The organism is Streptomyces sp. NPDC004051, from assembly GCF_053604275.1.
In genome coordinates this window covers 247310-271957 of sequence record NZ_JBSGHG010000003.1, presented here as the reverse complement: position 1 = coordinate 271957, position 24648 = coordinate 247310, and the positions used below count along the sequence as shown (strand labels likewise).

Genomic DNA, 24648 nt, shown 5'->3' with positions numbered 1-24648 from the left:
ACGTGATCGATATCAGCGAGTCCGTGATGCAGTTCCTCCTGGCGTTCCTCGTCGTCGGCCCGCTCCTCGGCGCCGCCACCGCCCTCCTGCCTGCTCCACCCGGACTCAAGGGGAGATCACCCGACCAGGCCGTGCTCCGGCACGGCGTGACGGTCACCGGCGCCGTCCTCATCGCTGCGATCGTCCTCGCGCTCGGCTTCGACCACGACCAGCCGTCGAAGATGCAGGCCACGACCGACATCAGCTGGATCCCCGCACTCGACGTACGGATCCACCTCGGCACCGACGGCATCTCCCTCCCCCTTCTGGTCCTGACCGCGCTGCTGACCTTCCTCAGCGCGCTGTACACCTACTTCGAACCGCCCGCGGGCCCGTCCCCGAAGGCGTTCGTCGCCCTGCTGCTCGTCCTCGAATCCGGCACCCTCGCGACCTTCGCCGTCCTGGACCTGATCCTGTTCTTCCTCGCCTTCGAGACGGTCCTGATCCCGATGTACTTCCTCATCGCCCGCTGGGGCGGCGAGGGCCGGGCCGAGGCCGCCTGGAAATTCATCCTCTACACGCTGCTCGGCTCCGTGGTCATGCTGCTCGGCCTGCTCCTGATCGGAATCAAGGCGGGCACATTCGACATGGTGGCACTCGCCACTGACAACGGCCGGTCACTGACCGTGTCCGTGCAGGTCATCGCCGTTCTGGCGATCGGGATCGGGCTCGCGGTCAAGACCCCGATGTGGCCGCTGCACAGCTGGCTGCCCGACGCCCACACCGCCGCCCCCACCGTCGGCTCGGTCCTGCTGGCCGGCGTCCTGCTGAAGATGGGCACCTACGGGTTCGTACGGATCCTGCTCCCCGTCGCACCGGACGGTTTCCGCACCTTCGCGCCCTACCTCGGCGCCTTCGCCGTCGTCGGCATCATCTACGGGTCCCTCGCCTGTCTGGCCCTCGCCAAGGAAGGCGCCAAGGGCGACCTCAAACGCCTCATCGCCTACTCCTCCGTCGGCCACATGGGCTTCGTCCTCCTCGGCATCGCCACCATGACCCCGACCGGCGTCAACGGCGCCCTGTTCGCCAACATCGCCCACGGCCTCATCACCGGCCTGCTCTTCTTCCTGGTCGGCGCCCTCAAGGACCGCACCGGCACCGTCGACCTCGACACCCTGGCCCGCGCCTCCTCCGACCCGCACGCCCCGGCGACCGGCGCCGCCCTCTACGGCAGGGCACCGCGCCTCGGCGGGCTGCTCGCCTTCGGCGCCGTCGCCTCCCTCGGCCTGCCCGGCCTCGCCGGATTCTGGGGCGAGATGCTGGCCCTCTTCGGCGCCTTCGAACCCGCCGCCGGACTCAGCCGTCCCGCCTTCCTCACCTTCATGTCGATCGGCGCCTTCGGCACCCTGCTGACCGCCGCGTACCTGCTGATCGTGGTCCGCAGGGTCTGCATGGGCGCCGATCCGCAGCACGCCCCGGCCCTCCCCGACGTCCGCGGTCACGAGTTCGCGTCCTGGACCCCGCTCGTCGTCCTCACCGTCGTCACCGGACTGTGGCCCGGCGCCCTGATCGGACTGACCGACCCGGCCGTGCAGCAGCTCCTCGCAGGAGGCAACCGATGAGCTCCCTCGTCCAGTCCGTCGACTGGCTGGCCATCGCACCGCCCACCATCGCGGCCCTCGTCGGACTCGCCGTCCTCGTCACCGACCTGTTCGTCAGCGAGGCCAGGAAACAGCTGCTCGGCTGGCTCGCGGTCGCCGGACTCACCGCCGCCACGCTCATGCTGCTGCCCCTCCTCGACGCCGACCGCAGCACGTTCTGCCTGGTCGGCGACCCCGGAGTGTGCAGCTACACCGCCGACCGCTTCACCCTGGTCATCCAGTTCCTGGTGCTCGGCGGCGCGCTCCTGACCGCCCTCCTGTCGGCCACCGCCCTCAAGGACGCCGACAGACGGCTCCCCGACGGCGAGTACTGGTTCCTGCTCCTGTCCTCCGCCGCGGGCGCCGCACTGCTGCCCGCCGCCCGCGACCTCGCGACCCTCGTCGTCGCCCTGGAGGTCGCCTCCCTGCCCGCCTTCGCCCTGGTCGGCCTCCGCCACGGCGACCGGAAGTCGTCCGAAGCGGCCCTGAAGTTCTTCCTGTCCTCCGTCACCGCCACCGCGGTCAGCCTCCTCGGCGTCAGCTTCCTCTACGCCACCACCGGAACCCTCCACCTCACCCTGATCGCCGAGCGCGTCCAGAGCGTCGACGGACAGCTCCACACACTCGCCCAGACCGGCGTCGTCCTCACCCTCGTCGGCTTCGCCTTCAAGACGGCCGCCGTCCCCTTCCACTTCTGGGTGCCCGACACCTACGTCGGAGCCCCCCTGCCCATCGCCGCCTACCTGTCCGTCATCGGCAAGGCGGTCGGCTTCACCGGCCTGATCCTCGTCACCGTCGTCGCCCTCCCGTCGTACGCCGACGTCTGGGGTCCGGCGCTCGCCGCGCTGGCCGCCCTCACCATGACCGTCGGCAACGTCGGCGCCCTCAGACAGCAGGCCACGCGCGCGTACAGCGCGGTACGCCTCCTCGCCTGGTCCTCCGTCGGCCAGGCCGGCTACCTCCTGGTGCCGATCGCCGCCGCCGCGTACTCCGGCGACGCCGAGAAGTCGATCGGCTCCACGCTCGCCTACGCCCTCATGTACGGCGCGGTGAACCTCGGAACCTTCGCCGTCGCCGCCCTCGTCGGCCGCACGCGGCCCCTCAACCGGGTCTCCGACTACCGCGGCCTGTACGCCTCCGCCCCGCTCACCGCCCTGCTCCTGGGCTTCTTCCTGCTGTGCCTCGCCGGGCTCCCGCCCGGCCTCATCGGCCTCTTCGCCAAGGTCACCGTCTTCTCCGCGGCCGTCGACGCCGGACTCGGCTGGCTCGCCGTCGTCATGGCCGTCAACGTCGTCATCGCCCTGGTCTACTACCTCCAGTGGACGGCACTGCTGTTCCGCGCCCCCGAGGGCGAACCGGCCGGGCACCGCTTCCCGGTCCCGCTCACCACCGCGATCACCCTCACCGGAGTCCTCGGCATCGTCCTGTCCGGCGCGCCCCAGCTGATCCTGCGCCTCACCGACACCGGCCTCTTCTGACGCTCAGGGCGCCAGGAGACCGCCGGTTCCGGCCACCGGACCGAGCGGCGAGCACGGCGTCACAGCCGCCGCCACCACCGCCGCCCCCGCTGCCGTCACCCGAACGGCTTACACGCGCCACCGCGCGCACAAGGGAACCGGGGACCTTCGCCCGGCGTTGACGAGTAAGGGAGGGTCCACTGGACGTGAGGCCGGGACAACCCGGGGCCCTCGCAGGTCAGAAGGAAGATCAGCGAACCGGGGTTCCCCCGCCGCACGACTTGGAGGACGTACCGTGCACCGCCGGCACAACGGGCTCAGGACCGCGCTCCTCCTCGGGGGACTGTCCGCACTCATCATCGTCATCGGCAGCTTCTTCGGCCGCATGGGGCTCGTTGTCGCCGTCGTGATCGCCCTGGGCACCAACGCCTACGCGTACTGGAACAGCGACAAGCTCGCCCTGCGCGCGATGCGCGCCCGTCCGGTGAGCGAGTTCGAGGCCCCCGGGCTGTACCGCATGGTCCGCGAGCTCTCCACCCAGGCCCGCCAGCCCATGCCACGCCTGTACATCTCCCCGACCGAGGCGCCGAACGCGTTCGCCACCGGCCGCAACCCGCGCAACGCCGCCGTGTGCTGCACCGAGGGCATCCTGCGCCTGCTGGACGAGCGTGAACTGCGCGGCGTCATCGGCCACGAACTCAGCCACGTCCACAACCGCGACATCCTGATCTCCTCGGTCGCCGGAGCCCTGGCCTCCGTGATCATGTTCCTGGTCAACTTCGCCTGGCTGATCCCCATCGGCCGCTCCGACGACGACGACGGCCCCGGTCTCCTCGGCATGCTGCTGATCATGATCCTGGGCCCGCTCGCCGCCTCCCTCATCCAACTGGCCATCAGCCGCTCCAGAGAGTACGAGGCCGACGCCTCCGGCGCCCAGCTGACCGGCGATCCCCTTGCCCTCGCCAGCGCACTGCGCAAACTGGAACTGGGCACCAGACAGCTCCCCCTGCCGCCCGAGCCCCGCATCGAGACGGCCAGCCACATGATGATCGCGAACCCGTTCCGCCCGGGCCAGGGGATCACGAAGCTGTTCTCCACCCACCCGCCCATGACCGAACGCATCGCCCGACTCGAGAAGATGGCAGGTCGCCCGCAGTGAAGACCATCCTGAACATCATCTGGCTCGTCCTGAGCGGCTTCTGGCTGTTCCTCGGCTACCTGCTCGCGGGCGTCCTCCTGTGCATCACGATCATCGGCATCCCGTTCGGCATCGCCGCTTTCCGGATCGGTGTCTACGCCCTCTGGCCCTTCGGGTACACGGCGGTCGAGCGCCGGGACGCGGGCGCCCCCTCCTGCATCGGGAACGTGCTGTGGCTGGTGCTCGCCGGCTGGTGGCTGGCCCTCGGCCACATCGCCACCGGCATCGCCCTGTGCGTGACGATCATCGGCATCCCGCTCGGCATCGCCAACTTCAAGCTGATCCCCGTCTCGTTGCTCCCGATGGGCCGCGAGATCGTACGCACCGACCAGCCGTTCTCAGCCCGCCTGTAGCGCGGGGGAGCGGTACGGGCGGGAAGAGGTACGGCGGGGGAGCAGGCCGGCACCGGCATCCGGGGCGGCCCGTTCCCCCGCCGTACTCGCTGCATCCGCCGTACCCGCCCTGTGCGCCCTGCTCGTGGTGCCCTACCGCCCGGCGGTTCCCCACCCACGCCACCGCCGCACCCCGTAGGCCGCCGCGCCCACCGCCAGCACTCCCGCGCCGACGGCCACGGAGGCCCCGGGCAGTGAGAACGCCAGGACCAGGCACCCGGCCAGTCCGAGAGCAGGCAGCACCCGGGCCGTCGGCCCCGGACGAAGCGTCCAGGCCGACGCGTTGGCCACCGCGTAGTACGCCAGCACCCCGAAGGAGGAGAACCCGATCGCACCCCGTACGTCCACCGTCGCGGCCAGGACGGCGACCACCGCTCCCACGGCCAGCTCCGCCCGGTGCGGCACCTGGAACCGGGGGTGGACGGCGGCCAGGGCGCCCGGCAGATGCCGGTCCCGGGCCATGGCGAGTGTGGTCCGCGAGACACCCAGGATCAGGGCGAGCAGCGACCCCAGCGCGGCTGCGGCCGCCCCCACCCGTACCACCGGCGTCAGCTCCGCGAACCCGGCCACCCGCACCGCGTCGGCCAGCGGCGCGCCGGCACCGCCCAGTCCCTCCGCCCCCAGCACCGAAAGGACGGCGATCGCGACAGCCGCGTACACGACCAGCGCGATACCCAGCGCCAGCGGGATCGCGCGCGGGATGGTGCGTGCCGGATCCCGCACCTCCTCACCGAGGGTCGCGATCCGGGCGTACCCGGCGAAGGCGAAGAACAGCAGGCCGGCCGCCTGGAGGACTCCGCCCACGCCGCCCGACGCCCCGACGGTCAGGCGCCCGGCAGCGGCCTGCCCCGAGGTCAGGGACACGACCACCACGAAAGCGAGGACAGCCAGGACCACGGCCACGATCACCCGCGTCAGCCACGCCGACTTCTGCACACCGCCGTAGTTCACCGCGGTCAGCGCCACGACGGCGGCGACCGCCACGGCGTGGGCCGGCCCCGGCCAGACGTACGCGCCGACGGTGAGCGCCATCGCCGCACAGGAGGCGGTCTTCCCGACCACGAACGCCCAGCCCGCGAGATAGCCCCAGAACTCCCCCAGCCGTTCCCGCCCGTAGACGTAGGTGCCGCCGGAGGCCGGATACCGGGCGGCGAGGCGGGCCGAGGACGTGGCGTTGCAGTAGGCGACCACGGCGGCGACCGCCAGCCCGAGGAGCAACCCGGATCCCGCCGCCTGCGCGGCGGGCGCCAGGGCGGCGAAGATCCCGGCCCCCACCATGGAGCCGAGACCGATGACGACGGCGTCGCCCACGCCGAGCGTGCGGCGCAGTTCGGAACCGGAGTGGGAGGTCATGGGATCGCACCCTACTGATCACGGCAACCGTCACATGTACGGGCGGCGTCCTCCACACCAAGACAGCACGAACACCCACCTGGACCGGACGCACCGGCCGGAGCAGGTGAGAGCACGGAGCGAGAGGGGCAGGGTTCACGGTATGACGATCATCAGCTGGATCATTCTGGGGCTGCTGGCCGGAGCGATCGCGAAGTTCCTGCTCCCGGGCCGCGATCCGGGCGGCTTCATCGGCACGACCCTGATCGGCGTCGCCGGTGCGTTCATCGGCGGCTGGATATCGGCCCGCTGGCTCGACCACCCGATCACCAAGGACTTCTACGACGGCGCCACCTGGGCCGCCGCGATCGGCGGCTCACTGGTCCTCCTGGTCGCCTACCGCATCCTGTTCGGCCACTCACGCGACTGACTGCGCCCCGGAGACCCGTCCGACGGACGAGGAGGGCGGGCGCACCAAGGCACCCGCCCTCCTCACACACGCGGTGCGCGACACGCACGCGTCACCCACGGACGTCACCGGCGAGAGCCCACGCCCGCCCTCACCCCACGCCCATGACCCTTCCGCCTAGCGGTAGTTGACGAACTGCAGGGCGAAGTCGAAGTCCTGTCCCTTGAGCAGGGCGATGACGGCCTGCAGGTCGTCACGGCTCTTGGAGCTGACCCGCAGTTCCTCGCCCTGCACCTGGGCCTTCACACCCTTGGGGCCCTCGTCGCGGATGAGCTTCGCCACCTTCTTCGCGTTCTCCTGGGAGATGCCCTCCTGGATCGACGCGAAGATCTTGTACTCCTTGCCCGAGAGCTGCGGCTCGCCTGCGTCCAGGGCCTTCAGCGAGATGCCCCGCTTGATCAGCTTGGACTGGAAGACGTCGAGGACGGCCTTCACCCGGTCCTCGGAGTTCGCCTCCAGGAGGATCTTCTCCCCGGACCACGAGATCGAGGCACCCACGCCCTTGAAGTCGTAGCGCTGCGAGATCTCCTTGGCGGCCTGGTTGAGGGCGTTGTCGACCTCCTGCCGCTCGACCTTCGAGACGATGTCGAAACTGGAGTCGGCCATGTCCTGTGGCTCCTTGTATCAGGGTCCGTATCGGGCCGCGATCGGGCTGCGACCCGGATGCGTACCGGCTACCGGCATACGGGGGCGGCCCTCGGGCCCGGCATCGGTCCCGGGCCGCCATCCGCACAAGCCTAGTCACCCCCGGGCTTCCGGGCGGTGATCAATCGGGTGGCGAAGCACCCCCGCTCATCAGGTATCGTTTACGTCGTTGCCATGGAGCGCCACCGCAAGGCGGTTCGAAACGGCAATCTTGGCGGTGTGCCCGAGCGGCCAAAGGGAGCAGACTGTAAATCTGCCGGCTCAGCCTTCCCAGGTTCGAATCCTGGCGCCGCCACACAGAAGCGAGGGGCCCGTGACCTGCTGAAACAGCAGGTCACGGGCCCCTCGTCATGTGCTGCTGTGATTGACGGACCGTCTCACTCTGTCTCGCGTCTGAACGTCCCACCTCGGGATGCGCGGACGGAGCGTGGACGGGATTTTCCGCCCGTCACCCGTGCTGTCCCAGACGTGCGGAGATCCTGGCGTCCGCGGCCTCGTCTCCGTCCTTGAGGAACTAGGCGTACACGCGGAAGAGCACCGCCACGCTGTGGCCGGCGCGCTCGCTACGAGCTGAGGTTCCACGTCGGAGCTGAGCCACGTGGATACCGCCGCATGACGAAGGTCATACGGCCGCTCGGCCAACACCGACTCGAATTCCGCCGGGGGGGGGAGCGCTCGCGAGCGAGCCTCGGCCCAGACTTCGCCGTACCCGGTGTCCTGGATGAGCCCGCCGCGGCGCCTCGCCGAACACGGCCGCGAGGTCCGTGAGCGGGTCCCGCTCCTCGCCGCGGTCGAGTACCCGCAGCGTGGTCACCCCGTCGCGCAGCCGCCTGGCGCGTTCGGCCACCTCGGTGGCGGTCTCGATGTCGATGTAGTGGGTGCGCGCCGTGAGGGAGGACTGGCCGACCGGAATGGCAATGCCGTGGGAGGCGACCACCACGGTGCCCTTGTCCAGACCGGGGCGCAGCAGGTTGGGGACGGCGCCGCTGTCGACGGCCTTGTCCCCAACGCCATTCGGGCCTGCGGCTCGGTGCCCAGGACGAGGGAGGCGCGGGGGTGGGCGCCCTCGCGGACGAGTTCGGGAAGGTTCTGGTCGGTGGGGCCCTGGGTGCCCTGCCACAGCAGCACGTCGACCGCCCGGCCCTGGTTGTGGATCTTGCGGGTGGCCATGAAGCAGCGGGAGGTGGCCTTGGCGCCGCCGTAGGGGCGTCCGTCCTCGCCCTTGGCGGGGCACAGGAACGCCACCCGCGCTTCGTCTGCCAGGATGATGAGTGACGGGAACGTCGCGCTCGGGTCGGTGCGGCGCACCTCGATCCGCCGGTTCATCCCCTCGACCGCGTTCTCGACCATCTCGGTGGCTTGAATGACGTGGTCGTCGGACGGGCCCTCGACGAGCACCTCGGCGATGCCGTCGTACATGCTCCAGTCACCGACGCCCTTGAGGTCGGCAATCCAGAACTGCACGGAGCGGTCCAGCGACAGCCACAGGGCGAGCGAGCGCAGGGCGGTGGTCTTGCCCTGGTGGGAGCGGCCGGTGATGAGCAGGTGACGCTGATACACGCTCAGCTCTGCGGCGTCCCCGCGCAGGTTCCGGCCCCACGGGGCCTTGACCTTCTTGCCGTCGGCGGTGATCGTCTCGTCCGTGACCGGCGGAGAGGGGCCGATCGGCTCGTCCAGCGCCCCTGAGCCGGCGATCCACAGCCGCACCGTGTCCACGCGGCGACACGCTTCGCCTGGACGTACGACTTCAAGGTTCCTGACTCAGCGAAAGCGGAGGGCGAGAGCAAGTGATCTCACCACAGGCATGGGCCGACGCTCAACGGCTCTGGGACTTCCAGCAGATGAGGCACGAGCTGCGTCCATGCTCTGTCGCGGTCGGACTCGGCAGCCATGACCTCGGAGTCGCGGACACCACCGCCGATCTCTACCACCGGGGCATGATGCCGCTGATCGTCTTCACCGGGGCGACCAGCCGCACCACACGCGACCGCATGCCGCGCGGCGAGGCCGAGCACTACCGCGAGCGGGCGATGGAACTGGGGGTGCCGGCCGATGTCATCCTCGTTGAGCCGCGGGCCCGGAACACGGGGGAGAACATCCGCTTCTCGCGCGCACTGCTCGAGGAGCACCAGGTCGCTGTGTCGTCCGTCCTGCTGGTCAGCAAACCGTACGAGGAACGACGGGCCTATGCGACCGCACGCAAACTGTGGCCCGAAGTCGAGTGGCTCAGCACGTCCACGCCCATGACCTTGACCGAGTACGTCGACTCCCTCGGGGACGCGCGCCTGGTGATCGACATGTTGGCCGGGGCCCAGCAGCGGCTCATGGTCTACCCGCAGCAGGGATTCATGATCGACCAAAGCATCCACGAGGACGTGGCCGCAGCGTATGAGCGCCTGCGCGACGCCGGCTTCACGAGTCGACTCGGTCCGGACGCTGCAGAGCGGAAGTGATGGTGCTGGAGGAGCCCCGCGTGACGTGCTGCGGCCATGCTTCAGCCATCACGAGGTGCCTCGTGCGCTCTGCAGAAGCGCACGGCGCGGACGCACACAGCCTCTATGGCTGGATCGGTCAACTCCGTTCCGCCGACCCATGCCGCCAGGACACGGCCTGGAAAGCGCAAGGTCGCCGGTTCGACCCCGGCCCCGGCCACAGTCCGAAGACCCCGTTCGCCGGAGCGGGTCCTTCGTCGTACAAGCGGGCGCACATGGCAGGTGGGTCGGGGGCCGTTGGGCACCGGACTGCTGAGGCCGTGACGTCGCTCCTCGAGAGCACGAACGAAGCCGCTCCGGGAGGTGAGCTGTACCCGCTTCACCGGATGGCTGCGGTCCTTCCGGAGTAGTAAAAGTCGCCGATGCTTGTCCTGCGAGATGCGCTGAGCAGGTGGTCGGGAATCTGAGTGCCGAGGGGCTTCGTCGTGTTGCACGTCGGCGTGGTGTCAGTCGGCGTCGACACCACGGCAGACCTGCGCCGTCCAGGTCCGAGGGCCGGGACCGGGTGCAGTGGGTGGGTCTGATCGCGGTAAGTCTCCCAGGGCTCGCCGCTCTGGGGGCGCTGCTGTTCACCTGGATGCAGGTCGGACAGGCCGGCAAGGAACTCCGGATCTCCGAGCAGGGACAGATCACCACTCGGTTCAACGCCGCAATCGGCAACCTGGGGTCGCAGTCCCTGGACATCCGCCTGGGCGGTATCTATGCCCTGCAGCGCATCATGGAGGACTCCGTCCGTGACCACCCCGCGGTTGTGTCCGTACTGGGCGCCTATGCACAGCGGCATGCCGGGTCGAGTACAGAAAGCTTGAAGAAACCGCTTGGCGACATTTCTGACTCCGTGACGCCGAAGCCAGACGTCCTGGCAGCCATCGCCACACTGGCCAGGCGCAACCCCGACCGAGACGCCGGAGCATTCATCGACCTGAGTAAGACCGATCTCCGCGGCCTCCACTTTCCTGGTAAAGCCGCCATCAAGCTCCCTGGGGTGAGCTTGTACAACGCGGACTTGCGCCATACGGATTTGCGCGGAGCGGATCTTCGGGCCGCGAATCTGAACGGCGCGCACCTGAACAGTTCTTATCTAGACAAGATCAATCTCCAGGGGGCGATCCTGGCCAGGGCGACCCTCGCTCAAGTGAGTCTTCGGGACGCGAATCTACGGGACGTGGAAGTGACATGCGGGGTCATTGGGCTGCCCAGGCGAGAAAAATGCGTAGACCTGCAATGGAGCATTCTAGACGGGGCGGATCTTCGAAACGCCAAGTTGAGCGACGTGAACCTTAGCGATGCGTCTTTGAGGGGTGCAGATCTTCGTGGCGCGGACCTTACTCGCGCGAATCTGACCGGCACGGACTTCAGCGGCGCCAAGCTGGCCGGCGTGAAGCTGGAGGGCGCAAAGCGGGCCGACGCCACCGGGCTGCCAAAGGAGGGGTAGCGGACTGGCAGGAGCCGCCCGATGGAGAAGAGCGGCCGCTTCGTGAGTCGCATGTGGACCAACGCCTCGTGATTTCGTTGGCGCTGAGGCTTTCGCACAGATCAGACAGGGGGCTGCCATGAAGCTCTACGTCCTGGAAACCGTCATGGCAGCCACGCCAGCAGCGGGGGAAAAGTGGCATGACGTCCGGGAGCGTCCTCACGGTGATCTCGCACGCCTACTGCACGCAAGGAGGCAGGAAGCCGCGCGAAGCCGTGTTTCCCCAGCCTTCCCCAACTGATGGCATAAACGGGTGAAACCATGGGTCACAGTGAGTGGACTCAGCCCGCTTTAAAGCTGCCGCCTCTTGCAATGGCATCCTCCTGATGAGGTGTGAATGAAGACAGGCAGACGAACCGTCGCGGTGGCCACGCTCGTTGGGGCGCTGGGGCTCCCGGTGCTGAACGCGCCGACGGCTCAGGCGGCGGACACCGGTATCACCGTGTCGGACATCGTCATCAACAACGGCAAGCCGATCGTCGTCGGCACGTCGAAGGAGGTGGAGCCGCCCATCAGTTTCAACATGGCGCTGCCTTCCGGGTACAGCACTGCCGACCCCTCCCGCTACGATGCGTACCCCTTCCTCTACCGCGGCAGCATCAAGACGGCGGCCGACACCGGAGAGGACTTCATCCAGCCGGGCAGCTACACCTGCTACGAGATCGACTCCAAGCGTGCTCGCTGCGAGGGCAACCTCTACATCGACCCGCACCCGAGCCAGGAGCACGTCGACTCCAACAGCGACGCCACGACCTGGAAGGTCGGCGTCTCGCTGAAGCTGTGGAAGGCCAGTGGCGGCCTCAAGGCCGGGGAACTGGAGACGCGGTCCACGACCGCCCAGCTCAAGCGTGCGGCCAAGGCAACCACCAACGCCTCGCCGGAGCCGGTCACCAAGGGCAAGCCGATCACCGTCACGGGCAAGCTGACCCGCGCGAACTGGAGCACGAAGAAGTACGGCGCTTACAGCGGCCGTAAGGTCAGCCTTCAGTTCCGCGCCAAGGGCGCCGACACCTTCAAGACGGTCGAGAAGGCCACCACCAGCAGCACCGGGGGCCTGAAAGCCACGGTCACCGCCTCGGTCGACGGCTCGTACCGCTGGGTGTACTACGGCAACTCCACGACTGGCGTCGCCACCAGCGCGGCCGACTACGTCGACGTGCGCTGACGCCCTCGGTACAGGGTCGGGATCTCGCCGCTCTCGGCCCTCGTCAGTGTGACCCCCCATCAGGCCGCGTAACCCGCGTTCCGCCACGGCGGCGGTCGGTGGGGTGCCTGTGGGGCAGATGGGCGGCAGGCCGAACAAGAACCAGGCCAGGCGGATCACCTCACGCGGTCTGTGAATCTGCCGGCTCAGCCTTCCCAGGTTCGAATCCCTGCGCCGCCACAACCGAAGACCCCCTCCCCACCGCGGAAACGCGGTGGGGAGGGGGTCTTCGGTTTACGGGGTGTGCCGTGGGGCGAGGGGCGGGGGACACTGGCGCCATGTCGTCCCGTCGTAGGCAGTGCCCCGAGTGCCGTCGTGAGATCGCCGTAGTGGCCGGACGGTATGCGCGTCACGATCCGCCCGGCGCCCGGGGGACCGGAGAGCTCACCTCGTGCGCGGGTTCCCGTCGACACGCCGGGCTCGGTGCCGGGCAGCCCGCGCTGGACGGGTACGTCGTACCGGAGTTCCCGGGACAGATGCCGCTGTTCTAGCGGCATCTGTCCCGGGAAGCCTGTCGGCGGCTGAGCGGCTCAGTTTCCCGCGACCGACTTCACCGCCACCGAGACCGGCACGGGCCCGCTGATCAGTTCCAGGGTCAGGCCCGCTGTCGCGGAGTTCTCCACCAGTTCCGCCAGGACGGCGGCCACGTCGTCCCGGGGGATCGGGCCCCGGCCGGTGTGCGCCTCCAGACGGACCAGGCCGGTGCCGGCTTCGTCGGTGAGCATGCCGGGGCGCAGGATCGTCCAGTCGAGGGCGTCCAGGCCGCGTACGTACGCGTCGGCCTCGCCCTTCGCGCGCTGGTACACGTCGAAGACCTCGTCCCCCTCGTGGGCGGGGTCCGCGCCCATCGAGGAGACGACCACGAACCGCCGTACGCCCGCACGGACCGCCGCGTCGGCGAAGAGGACCGCCGCGGCCTTGTCCACCGTCTCCTTGCGTGCCGCGCCGCTGCCCGGACCGGCGCCAGCGGCGAACACCGCGGCGTCCGCGCCCCGGAGTTGCTCCGCCACCTCCTCCACCGACGCCGACTCCAGGTCGAGTACGACCGGTTCGACGCCGAGCTGCCGCAGCGCGTCGGCCTGTTCGGGTTTGCGGATGACGCCCGCCACTTCGTCCCCGCGCGCGACGAGCAACCGCTCCAGCCGCAGCGCGATCTGACCATGACCACCAGCGATGACAATGCGCATGTCTTCGACCGTACGCCGGGACGATCGCATCCGCCCGCGACGCCCCGAACACGGCCTCCCGAACGGGACAGGCCTACGACGTCTCGCCACGTCCCTGCCGGGGCAGCCCTCGTCCCGGCTCCGCGGGCGGTGCCGTCGTCGGACCGCAGTACTCGCGCACCGCGCTCGTGCGGGTCACCACGCGCCCTCGGTGCACCACGACCCGGCTGTACGCCAGAGACAGGGCCGCCGGCAGCCGGTCGCCGCGGACCGCGAGGAGTTCGGCGGGGAAACCCGCCTCCACCCGTACCTCGGGAAGCCCCAGGGCCGCCCGTGCCGAGGTGCTCACCGCGTCGTAGGCGTCCTCGGGGGACAGTCCGTGACGGGAGGCCAGCAGGTACGCCGCCTCCAGCGGGTCGCCCCGGCCGACCGGGTTCGACACGTCCCGCAGGGCACCGCTCCCGGCCACCACCCGGACGCCCGCCGCGCGCAGCAGCCGTACGGGAGCCGTGCCCCGGCGGTCGACGCTGCCGCAGCCGCCCTGCGGCAGGCACACCACGGTCACCCCGGCCGCCGCCAGTTGGTCCGCGGTCCGCGAGGCCGCTTCGGCGGGCAGCCGTCCGAGGCCGCCGCACGGGCTGAGCGTCACCCCCGGTCGCAGCCCGCCCGCCATCGCCGCGAGCCGGGCCAGGCGGGCGGGGTCGGCGGTGTCGGTGTGCAGATCGACGGGGACGCCGTGCTCGGCGGCGACCTCCAGGACCGCCTCCACATACCCCGTGGGGTCGGGGTCGAGGTCCGGACAGCCGCCCACCACCGACGCGCCCATCTTCACCGCGTCCCGCAGCATCGCGAGCCCGTCCGCTCCGGCCGCCCCGGTCAGCACGCGCGGCATCGCCGCCGTCGTCAGCTCGGTCAGCCCGCGCAGCGCGTGTTCGACCTCCAGTACGGCGGTCAGTGCGCCGAGCCCGGTCACGTCGTCCACGCGGACATGCGCCCGCAGTGCCGTCGCCCCGTGCCCGAGCTGGAGCAGCGCGGCCTCCGTCGCCCGGCGCCGGACGTCCTGGGGGTCGTAGGAGACGGGGCCGTCGGTGTCGGCGGAGAGGGCGGTGTCGGCGTGACTGTGCGGCTCGGCGGGGGCCGGAAGGAGCAGATGGCCGGTGAGATCGACCCGGGTGCCGCCTTCACGGGTGCCGTCCGAGGTCAGGCTGCCGGCCGTGCCGACCGCCTCGATGCGCCCGCCACCCAGCCGCACGTCCACGGTCCGGCCGTCGGTGAGCCGCGCGCCGCACAGCAGGAGCGGCTCCGGGGCGACCGGGCCGAAGGGCGACGAGGGCGACGAGGGGGGCGGCGGCTGAGGCCGACTGTCGGGCATCGCGCTCCTGGGGCTCGGACTGCGCGCGGTCGTCGCAGGATCACACAGAGAGAAGATCACGCAGAGTGAGTCGAGCCTAGGGTGGTCGCCCACCCCTCGCCGGGAGGAGCGCAATAGTCGTACCGGCGTGGTCGAGCGGGAGCTGCTTCGCCCGCGGGACGTGCGCGCCACGGGGTGGGTCAGGGGTCGCGAAACGGATTTGGGTGAACGGCGGCGGAGCGTGTAATGTCTTCCTCGCTCGCCCCAATAGCTCAGTCGGCAGAGCGTCTCCATGGTAAGGAGAAGGTCAACGGTTCGATTCCGTTTTGGGGCTCTGGTGTGTGAGGTTCCCGCCGCGAGGCGGGGCCCGACCGCATCGCAGCGGTGTAGCTCAGTCGGTAGAGCAAGCGGCTCATAATCGCTGTGTCACCGGTTCAAGTCCGGTCACCGCTACACGCAGTAGCCGATTGCGGGGTCGGTCCTTCAGTCGGCTACTCTTTCTGTGTTCATTCGTCTATCCGTTCGTCAAGGAGCACTCACGTGGCTGCCACCGACGTCCGCCCGAAGATCACGCTGGCCTGCGTGGAGTGCAAGGAGCGGAACTACATCACCAAGAAGAACCGGCGTAACAACCCGGACCGTCTTGAGATGAAGAAGCACTGCCCGCGTTGCAATGCGCACACCGCGCACCGCGAAACGCGATAAATCAGGCTCGCACGCGAGGCCGTCCCCGTTGTCAGGGGGCGGCCTCGCGTCGTTCTGCCCACCGGCCGACCACGGCCGTACCGGATTCAGGCCGCCCAGGGCCGGACCAGACACAGCCAGACACAGGAGGTGCCGCGCGCATGGCGCTCGACCAGTCCTTCGTGGGACGGAGCTACCCGCCCACCGATCCCTATGAGGTGGGCCGGGAGAAGATCCGCGAGTTCGCCGAAGCGGTGGGGGACGCCAATCCGGCGTACACGGACGCGGAGGCCGCCAAGGCGCTCGGCCACCCCGATGTGATCGCCCCGCCGACCTTCGTGTTCGCGATCACCTTCAAGGCCGCCGGCGAGGTCGTCGCCGATCCCCGGCTCGGTCTGGACTACAGCAGGGTGGTGCACGGCGACCAGAGGTTCGCCTACCGCCGCCCGGTGCGCGCCGGAGACCGGCTCACCGTCACCTCGACCATCGAGGCGATCAAGTCGATGGCGGGCAACGACATCCTGGACATCCGCGGCGAGGTGCACGACGAGGCCGGCGAGCACGTCGTGACCGCCTGGACCAAGCTGGTGGCCCGGGCCGCCGAGGAGGCGTGAGCAGCATCATGACGGCGAAGATCCCCTACGCCGACGTCGAGGTCGGCACCGAGCTGCCCGCGCAGACGTTCCCCGTGACCCGGGCCACCCTGGTCCAGTACGCGGGCGCCTCCGGTGACTTCAACCCCATTCACTGGAACGAGAAGTTCGCCAAGGAGGTCGGCCTGCCCGACGTCATCGGGCACGGCATGTTCACCATGGCCGAGGCGATCCGTGTGGTCACCGACTGGGTGGGCGATCCGGGTGCGGTCGTCGAGTACGGCGTCCGCTTCACCCGGCCGGTCGTCGTCCCCAACGACGAGCAGGGCGCCACCATCGAGGTCAGCGGCAAGGTAGCGGCCAAGCTCGACGACCACGAGCGCACGGTCCGCGTCGACCTTACGGCGACCAGCGCCGGGCAGAAGGTGCTGGGGATGTCCCGGGCGGTCGTACGACTCGCCTGACCCGCGGGTTCCCGTGCCAAGGGGCGTCCTCCGCGGAGGACGCCCCTTGAGCCGTCCCGCCGCGCCTCGCTTCTTTCCGCGGTCAGCGCTTGACCGAGTTAGTGATTGAGTACTAACTTCGTTGCATGGCCAGGATGAGTGCGGAGGAGCGGCGCGAGAGCATCGTCCGCGCGGCGAGCGCCGAGTTCGCCCGCGGCGGCTACCACGGCACGTCGACCGAGGCGATCGCCAAGCGGGTCGGCGTCTCGCAGCCGTACCTCTTCCGGCTCTTCCCGGGGAAGAAGGCCATCTTCCTGGCCGCGGCGGAACGCTGCGTGGCGGACACCATCCGCATGTTCACGGAGGCCTCCGAGGGGCTGGAGGGCGAAGAGGCCCTGCACGCCATGGCGAGCGCTTACACGCGGACCATCGCGGAACGCCCCGAGCTGCTGATGATGCAGATGCAGATGTACCTCGCGGTGGCGGCCGCCGAGCAGGAGGGTGACCGCGAGTTCGGTGAGACGGTGCGCGCCGGCTGGCTGCGGCTGTGGGACGTCGTCCACCTCGCGCTGGGGGCCGACGCCCACGAGACGACGGACTTCATGGCCCACGGCATGCTCATCAACTGCCTGGCCGCCATGGGGTTCCCGGCCGGACACCGGGTCTGGGAAGGGCTCGACCTGTCGGCGCGACTCAAGGGCGCGCCGGAGGAGTAGCGGAGGGGGAAGGGGCGGGAGGCCGCCGCCGTCTTTCCATGAGCAGGAAAGTTAGTCATCAATAACTAACAAGATCATCCCCCGGGGGAGCGATGACACGGATGACGCAAACGGCACAACGGACCACCGCACGTGGAGGGCAGGCCGTCTGGGCCCTCGTCATCACCAGCGTCGCCGGCTTCATGGCGGCCCTCGACAACCTCGTCGTCACCACCGCACTGCCCTCCATCCGCGAGGACCTGGGCGGCGCCCTGCACGACCTGGAATGGACCGTGAGCGCCTACACGCTCACCTTCGCCGTCCTGCTGATGTTCGGCGCGGCCCTCGGCGACCGCTTCGGCCGCCGTCGGCTCTTCATCACCGGGATCACCGTCTTCACCGCGGCCTCCGCCGCGGCGGCCATGGCACCCGGCATCGACTCACTGATCGCCGCCCGCGCGGTGCAGGGCGCCGGCGCCGCGGTCATGACGCCCCTCACCCTCACCCTGCTCACGGCGGCCGTGCCCGAAGCCCGGCGCGGCGCGGCCTACGGCGTCTGGGGAGCGGTGAACGGCCTCGCCGTGGCCTCGGGGCCGCTGGTCGGCGGCAGCCTCACCGAGCACATCTCCTGGCAGTGGATCTTCTGGCTGAACGTCCCGCTCGGCCTGGCCCTCATCCCGCTGGCCCGCCTGCGCCTCGCCGAGTCCCACGGCACCGGGGCCCCGCTCGACCTGCCCGGCACCCTGCTCGCCGGCGGCGGCCTCTTCGGCATCGTCTACGGCCTGGTCCGCGGGCCCGTCGACGGCTGGACCGGCACCACCGTCCTGACCGGCCTGTTCACCGGGACGGCGCTGCTCGTCGGCTTCGTCCACCACAGTGTCCGGGCCAGGAACCCCATGCTGCCGATGCGGCTGTTCCGCTCCCGCGCCTTCTCCGGCATCAACGCGGCGAGCCTGCTGATGTTCCTCGGCATGTTCGGCTCGATCTTCCTGCTCAGCCAGTACATGCAGGGCGTACTCGGCTACTCGCCCACCGAGGCGGGCCTGCGGATGCTGCCCTGGACCGGCATGCCGATGCTCGTCGCCCCGATCGCCGGCATCCTCTCCGACCGCCTCGGCGGCCGCCCGGTCGTCGCCACGGGCCTGTTCCTGCAGGCGCTCGGCCTCGCCCACCTCGCGGTGGTGGCGACGGCCGACGCCTCCTACGCCGCCCAGCTGCCCGCCCTGATCGTCAGCGGCATCGGCATGGCGCTGTACTTCGCCCCGGCCGCCCACCTGGTGATGTCCAGCGTCCGCCCGGAGGAGCAGGGCATCGCCTCCGGAGCCAACAACGCCCTGCGCGAGGTGGGCGGCGCACTCGGCATCGCGATCATGGCGTCGATCTTCGCGGCCCGCGGCGGCTACGAGTCCGGCCGGGCCTTCGTCGACGGCATGCGGCCGGCGCTGGTCACCGGCGCCGCGGCAGTCGCCTTCGCGGGCATCGCGGCCCTGTTCGTGCCGGGCCGCGGGCCCGCCGCCCCCCGCCCGACCTCGGCCGCTCAGACGCCGGAGAAGGCGCCGGAGACAGCGCTGGAAACGGCCTCCTGAACGTCTCGAAGCACCACTCACCCGCGCACCCGCGCCCACTCCCAGCACGGAAGGACCCGGCCATGCCCACCCTCCCCTGGACCGTCCCGAACCCCCCGCCGCCCCACACCGAAGTGCACGTCTTCGCCTCCCGCTTCGAGACCCGCACCCTCTGGGGAGCCCTGCGCTTCCTCCTCAGGACCCCCGGCGTGTGGCGGCAGGTCAGCAGGGCCCCCGGCGCGTACGGAGCCTCCCTGAAGGCAGAGCCGCTGCGCCGGACCTTCTGGACCCTGTCCGCCTGGGAGTCCAAGAGGGCCCTCGGCGAGTTCGCCCGCACCGGCCCGCACGGACCGACTGCCCGAGGGCTCGCCGCACAGATGCGCGACGCCGAGTTCGCCGGCTGGACCGCGAAGAGCGAGGACCTCCCCGTCGACTGGTCCGAGGTCCGGCGCCGCCTCTCCTGAGGGCACCCGTGTGAAGGCGCGCCCACCGCCCCCGCCGGCCCGTTCCGGCGGGGGCCTTAGTCTTGAGCCCGTGCAGGAACTCCACGACGCCCCCCTCGCCCCGCTGACCACGTTCCGCCTGGGCGGACCCGCGACCAGGCTGGTCACCGCGACGACCGACGACGAGGTGATCGCCGTCGTCCGCCAGGCCGACGCCGACGGCACGCCGCTGCTGCTCATCGGCGGCGGTTCGAACCTGGTCGTCGGCGACAAGGGCTTCGACGGCACCGCGCTCGTCATCGCCACCAAGGGCGTCACCCTCGACGGCACCCGCCTGGAACTGGCGGCGGGCGAGGTGTGGAGCGACGCCGTCGCCCGCACCGTGGAGGCCGGACTGGCTGGCATCGAATGCCTGGCCGGCATCCCCGGCTCGGCGGGCGCGACCCCGATCCAGAACGTCGGCGCGTACGGCCAGGAAGTCTCCTCCACGATCACCGAGGTGGTCGCCTACGACCGCACCGCCGGTGAGACGGTCACCCTGGCCAACGAGGAGTGCGCCTTCTCCTACCGCCACAGCCGCTTCAAGGCCGACCCCGAGCGCTACGTCGTCCTGCGGGTCCGCTTCGAGCTGGAGGACGCCGACGGCCTCTCCGGCCCCGTGAAGTACGCCGAGACGGCCCGCGCCCTCGGCGTGGAACAGGGCGACCGCGTCCCCCTGGCCGCGGCCCGCGAGACGGTGCTGGGGCTCCGCGCGGGCAAGGGCATGGTCCTGGACCCCGAGGACCACGACACCTGGTCGGCCGGCTCCTTCTTCACCAACCCCATCCTGACCACCGCGGAGTTCACGGCCTTCCGGGACCGGGCGCGGCAGCTCCTCGGCCCCGACACGGAACCCCCCGCGTACCCCGCGGGCGAGGGCCACACCAAGACCTCCGCCGCCTGGCTGATCGACAAGGCCGGCTTCACCAAGGGCTACGGCGACGGCCCGGCCCGCATCTCCACCAAGCACACCCTCGCCCTCACCAACCGTGGCCACGCCACCACCGAGGACCTCCTGGCCCTCGCCCGCGAGGTCGTGGCCGGCGTCCACCGGACCTTCGGCATCACCCTCACCAACGAGCCGGTGACCGTGGGCGTCACCCTCTGACCGCCGGCCCCCTCGGCCCGGGCCCCTCCGACGGCGCCCTCACGTCCCCGGCCCCACCAGCCACGCGTCGATCCCCGCCAGCAGCTCCGCCTTGACCTCCTCCGGCGCCACCGACCCCCGCACCGACTGCCGTGCCAGCTCCGCCAGCTCCGCGTCCGTGAACCCGTGGTACTGGCGCGCGATCTCGTACTGCGCCGCCAGCCGCGAGCCGAACAGCAGCGGATCGTCCGCCCCCAGCGCGAGCGGCACGCCCGCCTCGAACAGCCGCCGCAACGGCACGTCCCCCGGCTTCTCGTACACCCCCAGCGCCACGTTCGACGCCGGGCACACCTCGCACGTCACCTGCCGGTCCGCGAGCCGCTGCAGCAGCCGCGGGTCCTCCGCCGCCCGCACGCCGTGCCCGATCCGGTCGGCCTCCAGGTCGTCCAGGCAGTCCCGCACGGACGCGGGCCCGGCCAGTTCACCCCCGTGCGGCGCCGACAACAGCCCGCCCTCGCGCGCGATGGCGAACGCCCGGTCGAAGTCCCGGGCCATTCCGCGCCGCTCGTCGTTGGACAGACCGAACCCGACGACCCCCCGGTCGGCGTACCGCACCGCCAGCCGGGCCAGCGTGCGCGCGTCCAGGTGGTGCCTCATCCGGTTCGCGGCGACCAGCACCCTGATCCCGAGCCCGGTGTCCCGCCGCGCCACGTCCACCGCGTCCAGGATGATCTCCAGCGTCGGGATCAGCCCGCCCAGCCGCGGCGCGTACGACGTGGGGTCCACCTGGATCTCCAGCCAGCCCGAGCCGTCCTTCAGGTCCTCCTCCGCCGCCTCCAGCACCAGCCGGTAGATGTCCTCCGGCTCCCTCAGACAGGAGCGGGCGGCGTCGTACAGCCGCTGGAACCGGAACCAGCCCCGCTCGTCCGTGGCCCGCAGACTCGGCGGTTCCCCGCTGGTCAGCGCGTCGGTCAGCGTCTCGGGGAGGCGCACGCCGTACTTGTCGGCCAGCTCCAGTACGGTGGCGGGCCGCATCGACCCGGTGAAGTGCAGGTGCAGATGGGCTTTCGGCAGCAGGGAGACATCACGTACACGTTCCATTCCAGGATGGTGCCGCACGTCCCGGCAGCCCCGGTAGCGCTTTCCCTGAACGTGGTCTTGCTCGCACATGAGACCTGGTGAACGGAAGCGGGCCGCCTCCCGCGAAGGGGAGGCGGCCCGCCGGGGCGCTCACGGTGCGGGGACTCAGTCCCGCGCCTCCGCCAGCAGCTTCTGGATCCGGCTCACGCCCTCCACCAGGTCCTCGTCGCCCAGCGCGTAGGACAGCCGCAGGTACCCCGGGGTGCCGAAGGCCTCGCCGGGCACGACCGCGACCTCGACCTCCTCCAGGATGAGCGCGGCCAGTTCGACGGAGTTCTGCGGCCGCTTGCCCCGGATCTCCTTGCCGATCAGGGCCTTCACCGACGGGTAGGCGTAGAACGCGCCCTCGGGTTCCGGGCAGACCACGCCGTCGATCTCGTTGAGCATCCGCACGATGGTCCGGCGCCGGCGGTCGAAGGCCTCACGCATCGTGGCGACCGCGTCCAGGGAGCCGGAGACCGCGGCCAGCGCTGCCACCTGGGCGACGTTCGACACGTTCGACGTGGCGTGGGACTGCAGGTTGGTCGCCGCCTTCACGACGTCCTTCGGGCCGATGATCCAGCCGACCCGCCAGCCGGTCATCGCGTACGTCTTGGCGACGCCGTTGACCACGATGCACTTGTCCCGCAGCTCGGGCAGGACGGCGGGCAGCGAGGTGAAGACGGCGTCGCCGTAGACCAGGTGCTCGTAGATCTCGTCGGTCAGCACCCACAGCCCGTGCTCGACCGCCCAGCGGCCGATCGCCTCGGCGTCCTCGGCGCTGTAGACCGCGCCGGTCGGGTTCGAGGGGGAGACGAACAGGACGACCTTGGTCTTCTCCGTCCGCGCGGCCTCCAGCTGCTCCACGCTGACCCGGTAGCCGGTCGTCTCGTCGGCGACGACCTCGACCGGGACACCGCCGGCCAGCCGGATCGACTCCGGGTACGTCGTCCAGTACGGCGCCGGGACGATGACCTCGTCGCCCGGGTCGAGGATCGCGGCGAAGGCCTCGTAGATGGCCTGCTTGCCGCCGTTGGTGACGAGGACCTGGGCGGGGTCCACCTCGTAGCCGGAGTCGCGCAGCGTCTTCGCGGCGATCGCGGCCTTCAGCTCGGGCAGTCCGCCGGCCGGCGTGTACCGGTGGTACTTCGGGTTCCTGCACGCCTCGATCGCGGCGTCGACGATGTAGTCCGGAGTCGGGAAGTCGGGCTCACCGGCTCCGAAGCCGATCACCGGGCGCCCGGCGGCCTTGAGGGCCTTGGCCTTGGCGTCCACGGCGAGGGTGGCGGACTCGGAGATCGCACCGACCCGGGCGGAGACCCGGCGCTCGGTGGGAGGAGTTGCAGCGCTCATGAACCCATCGTTCCAGACCGGAAACCCGTCCGGCAGGGGGGTTTCACAGACTGAGCAGATGCCGGCAAACCCCTGAACACCAGTCCGTATCCGTTCTTCCGGAGCCCCGCGGCCTGGACGATCTTGCACCAGAAGGCCCGTCCCGGGCGCTTTCTGTTCGACGCCCGGCGTCGGAACACGTACACTCACACCTCGTTGGCCTTCACCGGCTGCCCTCGCCGGGTGCACACCAAGCATCCGTGTGAATGCGGTACGTTGGGGGACACACAAAGGGTCGTAGCTCAATTGGTAGAGCACTGGTCTCCAAAACCAGCGGTTGGGGGTTCGAGTCCCTCCGGCCCTGCTGCACACACCTCAGCCAGGATGTGTACGCATGTACGTACAGCAATGCATCGCCGTGCGGCTCATACCGGGCGCGGCACGGCCACGACCCGGAATCAGGTGAGGACGAGTGACGGACGCCGTGGGCTCCATCGACATGCCTGATGCCGAGGACGAGACGCCGGACGCCAGGAAGAAGAACCGCAGGGGCGGCAAGCGGGCCAAGAAGGGCCCACTGAAGCGTCTGGCGCTCTTCTACCGGCAGATCGTGGCGGAGCTTCGTAAGGTTGTCTGGCCGACACGCAGCCAGTTGTCTTCGTACACCACCGCGGTGATCATCTTCGTGGTCTTCATGATCGGCCTGGTCACTCTGTTCGACTATGGGTTCGGTCAAGCCGCGAAGTACGTCTTCGGCTGAGCCGCCAGCGAAGAGCGCCGAGGTACCCGGCGCTCATTTTCGCGTGTTCCACCCCTATGTATCCAGGAAGAAGCAGCCACCGTGTCTGACCCGAACGTGAACGACGCCGTTGAGCCTCGCGGCGAAGGGGCCGAGTCCGTCGAGGACCAGCTCGACGCCGTCGAGGACGCGGACAGCGAGGTCTCCGGGGCCTCCGCCGAGGTCGAGGCTGCCGACGCCGCCGAGGACGAGGCCGGGGAAGCCGACGCCGCCGAGGAGGTCGAGGAGGTCGAGGACGTCCGCGACCCGGTCGAGAAGCTCCGCGAGGAACTGCGGATGCTGCCCGGCGAGTGGTACGTCATCCACACCTACGCGGGCTACGAGAAGCGCGTGAAGGCCAACCTGGAGCAGCGGGCCGTCTCGCTCAACGTCGAGGACCTCGTCTACCAGGCCGAGGTGCCCGAGGAAGAGATCGTCCAGATCAAGAACGGTGAGCGCAAGACGGTCAAGCAGAACAAGCTGCCCGGCTACGTCCTGGTCCGCATGGACCTCACCGACCAGTCCTGGGGCGCGGTGCGGCACACGCCGGGCGTCACTGGCTTCGTCGGCGACGCCTTCAACCCGTACCCGCTGACCCTGGACGAGATCGTCAAGATGCTGGCCCCGGAGGCCGAGGAGAAGGCCGCCCGCGAGGCCGCCGAGGCCGAGGGCAAGCCGGTTCCGCAGCGCAAGGTCGAGGTCCAGGTGCTGGACTTCGAGGTCGGCGACTCGGTCACCGTCACCGACGGCCCGTTCGCCACGCTCCAGGCGACCATCAACGAGATCAACCCGGACTCCAAGAAGGTCAAGGGCCTGGTGGAGATCTTCGGCCGCGAGACGCCGGTCGAGCTCTCCTTCGACCAGATCCAGAAGAACTGACCCATCCCGAACCGCCGGCTCCGCCGGCTCCGCTGGGCAGAGTCCAGGACAAACGCTTCCGCGCAGGTCAGGCGAACGCTCAGGCGCCCGCCTGACCTGCGCGGTTTTTGGCCGCACATCCATACCCGCTATCGTTGTGCGGTATGCCTGCGTCCGGGCTGGTCCCGTCGCGCAGGCAGGACCCGAATGGAA

The 24648-nt window shown here is 70.1% G+C and carries 24 protein-coding genes, 4 tRNA genes and 2 pseudogenes; 22 read left to right on the top strand and 8 right to left on the bottom strand.

Features of this window, described 5'->3' with window-relative positions:
* The first annotated feature begins 2 nt into the window (after positions 1 to 2).
* The 4 genes from ACWEQO_RS06590 to ACWEQO_RS06575 all read left to right on the top strand — a co-directional run bounded on the left by ACWEQO_RS06590 (position 3) and on the right by ACWEQO_RS06575 (position 4627).
* Entirely contained in the window at positions 3 to 1601 is a 1599-nt protein-coding gene (locus ACWEQO_RS06590) for a complex I subunit 4 family protein (protein ID WP_361449788.1), read from the top strand.
* Positions 1598 to 3097, top strand: a complete 1500-nt coding sequence (locus ACWEQO_RS06585; protein ID WP_452979562.1) for an NADH-quinone oxidoreductase subunit N — start codon at positions 1598 to 1600, stop codon at positions 3095 to 3097. The genes ACWEQO_RS06590 and ACWEQO_RS06585 overlap by 4 nt, the downstream gene beginning before the upstream one ends.
* A gap of 274 nt (positions 3098 to 3371) precedes the next feature.
* Entirely contained in the window at positions 3372 to 4235 is an 864-nt protein-coding gene (gene htpX, locus ACWEQO_RS06580; RefSeq protein ID WP_361449794.1) for a zinc metalloprotease HtpX, read from the top strand.
* A complete protein-coding gene (locus ACWEQO_RS06575) occupies positions 4232 to 4627 on the top strand; it encodes a YccF domain-containing protein (protein WP_361449797.1) in 396 nt (131 codons plus the stop codon). The genes htpX and ACWEQO_RS06575 overlap by 4 nt, the downstream gene beginning before the upstream one ends.
* A gap of 132 nt (positions 4628 to 4759) precedes the next feature.
* On the opposite strand, the gene ACWEQO_RS06570 is transcribed toward ACWEQO_RS06575, so the two are convergent.
* Positions 4760 to 6019 (bottom strand): APC family permease, encoded by a 1260-nt coding sequence (locus ACWEQO_RS06570; RefSeq protein WP_452979558.1) that lies wholly within the window; start codon positions 6017 to 6019, stop codon positions 4760 to 4762.
* A 142-nt stretch (positions 6020 to 6161) separates the two neighbouring features.
* On the opposite strand from ACWEQO_RS06570, the gene ACWEQO_RS06565 reads away from it, so the two are divergent.
* Positions 6162 to 6428: a GlsB/YeaQ/YmgE family stress response membrane protein gene (locus tag ACWEQO_RS06565; RefSeq protein ID WP_361449803.1), complete on the top strand. Its 267-nt coding sequence runs from the start codon at positions 6162 to 6164 to the stop codon at positions 6426 to 6428.
* A gap of 156 nt (positions 6429 to 6584) precedes the next feature.
* On the opposite strand, the gene ACWEQO_RS06560 is transcribed toward ACWEQO_RS06565, so the two are convergent.
* Positions 6585 to 7073, bottom strand: coding sequence for a YajQ family cyclic di-GMP-binding protein (locus ACWEQO_RS06560; protein ID WP_109381551.1), 489 nt, complete (start codon positions 7071 to 7073; stop codon positions 6585 to 6587).
* A gap of 252 nt (positions 7074 to 7325) precedes the next feature.
* On the opposite strand from ACWEQO_RS06560, the gene ACWEQO_RS06555 reads away from it, so the two are divergent.
* A tRNA-Tyr gene (locus ACWEQO_RS06555) sits at positions 7326 to 7407 on the top strand.
* Between the two features lie 222 nt (positions 7408 to 7629).
* Here the strand turns inward: ACWEQO_RS06555 and ACWEQO_RS06550 are convergent.
* A pseudogene (locus tag ACWEQO_RS06550) lies at positions 7630 to 7847 on the bottom strand (site-specific integrase); the annotation flags it as partial.
* Positions 7843 to 8822: pseudogene (locus ACWEQO_RS06545) on the bottom strand (FtsK/SpoIIIE domain-containing protein); the annotation flags it as partial. The pseudogenes ACWEQO_RS06550 and ACWEQO_RS06545, both read right to left, overlap by 5 nt.
* A gap of 77 nt (positions 8823 to 8899) precedes the next feature.
* On the opposite strand from ACWEQO_RS06545, the gene ACWEQO_RS06540 reads away from it, so the two are divergent.
* The 4 genes from ACWEQO_RS06540 to ACWEQO_RS06525 all read left to right on the top strand — a co-directional run bounded on the left by ACWEQO_RS06540 (position 8900) and on the right by ACWEQO_RS06525 (position 12773).
* Positions 8900 to 9565, top strand: coding sequence for a YdcF family protein (locus tag ACWEQO_RS06540; RefSeq protein WP_452979554.1), 666 nt, complete (start codon positions 8900 to 8902; stop codon positions 9563 to 9565).
* 553 nt (positions 9566 to 10118) lie between these two features.
* Positions 10119 to 11039 carry a pentapeptide repeat-containing protein gene (locus tag ACWEQO_RS06535; protein WP_452979551.1) on the top strand — a complete coding sequence of 307 codons (921 nt, stop codon included), beginning with the start codon at positions 10119 to 10121 and terminating at the stop codon, positions 11037 to 11039.
* A gap of 376 nt (positions 11040 to 11415) precedes the next feature.
* Entirely contained in the window at positions 11416 to 12243 is an 828-nt protein-coding gene (locus ACWEQO_RS06530; RefSeq protein WP_452979548.1) for a hypothetical protein, read from the top strand.
* Positions 12244 to 12560: 317 nt separating this feature from the next.
* Positions 12561 to 12773 (top strand): hypothetical protein, encoded by a 213-nt coding sequence (locus tag ACWEQO_RS06525; RefSeq protein WP_361449809.1) that lies wholly within the window; start codon positions 12561 to 12563, stop codon positions 12771 to 12773.
* A gap of 39 nt (positions 12774 to 12812) precedes the next feature.
* Here the strand turns inward: ACWEQO_RS06525 and ACWEQO_RS06520 are convergent, their stop codons facing one another.
* Together ACWEQO_RS06520 and ACWEQO_RS06515 are read right to left on the bottom strand one after the other, a co-directional pair.
* Positions 12813 to 13469: an NAD(P)H-binding protein gene (locus tag ACWEQO_RS06520; protein ID WP_361449812.1), complete on the bottom strand. Its 657-nt coding sequence runs from the start codon at positions 13467 to 13469 to the stop codon at positions 12813 to 12815.
* 73 nt (positions 13470 to 13542) lie between these two features.
* Positions 13543 to 14820, bottom strand: a complete 1278-nt coding sequence (locus ACWEQO_RS06515) for an amidohydrolase family protein (RefSeq protein WP_452979544.1) — start codon at positions 14818 to 14820, stop codon at positions 13543 to 13545.
* A 240-nt stretch (positions 14821 to 15060) separates the two neighbouring features.
* Here ACWEQO_RS06515 and ACWEQO_RS06510 point away from each other — a divergent pair.
* The 9 genes from ACWEQO_RS06510 (at position 15061) to ACWEQO_RS06470 (ending at position 20369) form a co-directional block, all read left to right on the top strand.
* Positions 15061 to 15133, top strand: a tRNA-Thr gene (locus ACWEQO_RS06510).
* A 46-nt stretch (positions 15134 to 15179) separates the two neighbouring features.
* A tRNA-Met gene (locus tag ACWEQO_RS06505) sits at positions 15180 to 15252 on the top strand.
* 87 nt (positions 15253 to 15339) lie between these two features.
* A complete protein-coding gene (gene rpmG / locus ACWEQO_RS06500; RefSeq protein WP_003948671.1) occupies positions 15340 to 15504 on the top strand; it encodes a 50S ribosomal protein L33 in 165 nt (54 codons plus the stop codon).
* 140 nt (positions 15505 to 15644) lie between these two features.
* A complete protein-coding gene (locus ACWEQO_RS06495; RefSeq protein WP_452979541.1) occupies positions 15645 to 16097 on the top strand; it encodes an FAS1-like dehydratase domain-containing protein in 453 nt (150 codons plus the stop codon).
* 8 nt (positions 16098 to 16105) lie between these two features.
* Positions 16106 to 16540, top strand: coding sequence for a MaoC family dehydratase (locus ACWEQO_RS06490; protein WP_361450343.1), 435 nt, complete (start codon positions 16106 to 16108; stop codon positions 16538 to 16540).
* Between the two features lie 125 nt (positions 16541 to 16665).
* Positions 16666 to 17235 (top strand): TetR/AcrR family transcriptional regulator, encoded by a 570-nt coding sequence (locus tag ACWEQO_RS06485; protein WP_361449821.1) that lies wholly within the window; start codon positions 16666 to 16668, stop codon positions 17233 to 17235.
* 101 nt (positions 17236 to 17336) lie between these two features.
* Positions 17337 to 18800: an MFS transporter gene (locus ACWEQO_RS06480; protein WP_452979537.1), complete on the top strand. Its 1464-nt coding sequence runs from the start codon at positions 17337 to 17339 to the stop codon at positions 18798 to 18800.
* 62 nt (positions 18801 to 18862) lie between these two features.
* Entirely contained in the window at positions 18863 to 19243 is a 381-nt protein-coding gene (locus tag ACWEQO_RS06475; protein WP_361449827.1) for a DUF3291 domain-containing protein, read from the top strand.
* Positions 19244 to 19313: 70 nt separating this feature from the next.
* Positions 19314 to 20369 (top strand): UDP-N-acetylmuramate dehydrogenase, encoded by a 1056-nt coding sequence (locus ACWEQO_RS06470; protein ID WP_361449830.1) that lies wholly within the window; start codon positions 19314 to 19316, stop codon positions 20367 to 20369.
* A gap of 39 nt (positions 20370 to 20408) precedes the next feature.
* On the opposite strand, the gene ACWEQO_RS06465 is transcribed toward ACWEQO_RS06470, so the two are convergent.
* Both ACWEQO_RS06465 and ACWEQO_RS06460 read right to left on the bottom strand, forming a co-directional pair.
* Complete coding sequence (locus ACWEQO_RS06465; RefSeq protein WP_361449833.1) at positions 20409 to 21449, bottom strand: adenosine deaminase; 1041 nt, start codon at positions 21447 to 21449, stop codon at positions 20409 to 20411.
* A 144-nt stretch (positions 21450 to 21593) separates the two neighbouring features.
* Positions 21594 to 22820, bottom strand: coding sequence for a pyridoxal phosphate-dependent aminotransferase (locus tag ACWEQO_RS06460; protein WP_361449836.1), 1227 nt, complete (start codon positions 22818 to 22820; stop codon positions 21594 to 21596).
* A gap of 270 nt (positions 22821 to 23090) precedes the next feature.
* Here ACWEQO_RS06460 and ACWEQO_RS06455 point away from each other — a divergent pair.
* From ACWEQO_RS06455 to nusG, 3 genes are all read left to right on the top strand, one after another.
* Positions 23091 to 23163: transfer RNA gene (locus ACWEQO_RS06455), tRNA-Trp, on the top strand.
* A gap of 108 nt (positions 23164 to 23271) precedes the next feature.
* Positions 23272 to 23559, top strand: a complete 288-nt coding sequence (secE, locus tag ACWEQO_RS06450; protein ID WP_361449839.1) for a preprotein translocase subunit SecE — start codon at positions 23272 to 23274, stop codon at positions 23557 to 23559.
* An 81-nt stretch (positions 23560 to 23640) separates the two neighbouring features.
* Positions 23641 to 24456, top strand: coding sequence for a transcription termination/antitermination protein NusG (gene nusG / locus ACWEQO_RS06445; protein WP_361449842.1), 816 nt, complete (start codon positions 23641 to 23643; stop codon positions 24454 to 24456).
* The last annotated feature ends 192 nt before the right edge of the window (positions 24457 to 24648 follow it).